General features: G+C 74.7%; 2 protein-coding genes and 1 pseudogene. All 3 read left to right on the forward strand.

The features are described from left to right. A pseudogene (bchD, locus tag MFF42_RS26175) lies at positions 1-381 on the forward strand (magnesium chelatase subunit D); the annotation flags it as partial. Between the two features lie 14 nt (positions 382-395). Further along, the gene (bchO, locus tag MFF42_RS26180) at positions 396-1,301 is read left to right on the forward strand and encodes an alpha/beta fold hydrolase BchO (RefSeq protein ID WP_238258872.1); all 906 of its coding nucleotides are present in this window, start codon (positions 396-398) and stop codon (positions 1,299-1,301) included. A 44-nt stretch (positions 1,302-1,345) separates the two neighbouring features. Then, a partial coding sequence (gene crtI, locus MFF42_RS26185) for a phytoene desaturase family protein (RefSeq protein WP_238258871.1) occupies positions 1,346-1,967 on the forward strand: 622 nt, incomplete at its 3' end.

Consider the following 1,967-nt stretch of genomic DNA (forward strand, 5'->3'; position numbering starts at 1 on the left):
GCCGCCCCCGCCCGGCAGGCGCACCTTGGGGTGCGCCTGCCGGGCGGGGGCGGCACGCCGCTCGCCGCCGGGCTCGACGCCGCCGCGACCCTCGCCCTCGGCGTGCGGCGCGCGGGCGGAAACCCGGTCATCGTCCTGCTCACCGACGGGCGCGCCAACGTCGCCCGCTCCGGCCTCGGCGGCCGGGCGCTCGCCGGCGAGGAGGCCGTCGCCGCCGCCCGCCTGCTGCGGGCGCAGGCGCTGCCCACCCTGGTGATCGACACCGGCGCCCGCCCCGACGGGGCGCGCCGCCTCGCCGAGGCGGCGCAGGCGCGCTACTGTCCGCTCCCCCACGCGGATGCGGGCAGCGTCAGCGCGGCGGTGCGCGCCGCCACAGCCTGAGGCCCGGTTTGCTCTTGCCCCTCCTCGAAGACGACCGGCCGGATTGGGAGCGCGACGGCCGCGACTGGCCGCACCGCGCCGCGAGCCGATTCGTCGAGGCGGCGGGCCTGCGCTGGCACGTGCAGGAATTCGGCGAACCGGAGGCACCCGCCCTGCTGCTGCTGCACGGCACCGGCGCCGCAACCCATTCCTGGCGCGGGCTGGCGCCGCTCCTGGCGCAGAACGGTTTTCGCGTGGTGGCGCCGGATCTGCCGGGCCACGGCTTCACCGATCCGCTGCCCGCCCGCCGCCTCTCCCTGCCGGGGATGGCCGAGGCGGTGGGCGATCTCGCGGCGGGCCTCGGCCTGACGCCGCGCCTCGCCATCGGCCACTCGGCCGGCGCCGCGGTTCTCGCGCGGATGTGCCTCGACCGCCGCATCGCGCCCGACCTGTTGGTGGCGATCAACGGCGCGCTGACCCCGTTTCCGGGCGTCGCCAGCTTCCTCTTCCCCGGCATCGCCCGGATGCTGTTCCTGAACCCCGTCACCCCGAAGGTCTTCGCCTGGAGCGCCGACCGGGCGGCGGTGCGCCGCCTCATCGACGGCACCGGCTCGCGCCTCGATCCGCAGGCGCTCGACCTCTACCGGCGGCTCTTCACCCGCGCGGGGCACGTCTCCGGGGCACTCGGCATGATGGCGAACTGGGATCTTCCGTCGCTCGCCCGCGACCTGCCGCGGCTCGCCACCCGCACGCTGCTGATCGTCGGCGGAGACGACAAGGCGATCAAGCCGGACGACGCCTTCGCCCTGCGCGAGCGCCTGCCGAATGCCCGCGTCGAGCTGCTGCGCGGGCTCGGCCACCTCGCCCACGAGGAGGCGCCGGAGCGCGTCGCCGAGATCGTCCTCTCGGAAGCCGGAGCGGCGCAGACGTCGCCACGCTGAAACGCCTCTTGCGCTGGCGAGAATCCCGGCCATAGTGTCAACGTATGTTGACACTCGCCGTCAAGCCGATTGACACATCCGGCCCCGATGCCCGGCCGCACGCGGTCGTGATCGGCTCCGGCTTCGGCGGGCTGGCGGCGGCGATCCGGCTCGGTGCGCGCGGTTATCGGGTCACCGTGCTGGAGCGGTTGGACCAGCCCGGCGGCCGCGCCCGCGTCCACCGGCAGGACGGCTTCACCTTCGACGCCGGGCCGACCATCGTCACCGCCCCCTTCCTTTTCGAGGAGCTGTGGCGCCTGTGCGGGCGGGAAATGGCCGAGGACGTCACCCTCGTGCCGATGCAGCCGTTCTACCGCATCCGCTTCGAGGACGGCCAAAGCTTCGCCTATAGCGGCGACCGCGCGGCGATGCGGGCGGAGGTCGCCCGATTCGCGCCGGACGACGTCGCCGGCTACGAGCGCTTCATGGCCCATAGCGAGGCGGTGTGCCGTGTCGGCTTCGAACGGCTCGGCCACGTCCCGTTCGGCAGCGTCGGGGCGATGCTGCGGATCGCGCCCGACCTGCTGCGCCTCTCGGGCCACCGCAGCGTCTACGACGTGGTCGCCCGCTTCATCCGGAACGAGCGGCTGCGCACCGTCTTCAGCTTCCACCCGCTGCTCATCGGCG

It is taken from the genome of Methylorubrum podarium, from assembly GCF_022179745.1.
GTDB classification, from domain to species: domain Bacteria; phylum Pseudomonadota; class Alphaproteobacteria; order Rhizobiales; family Beijerinckiaceae; genus Methylobacterium; species Methylobacterium podarium.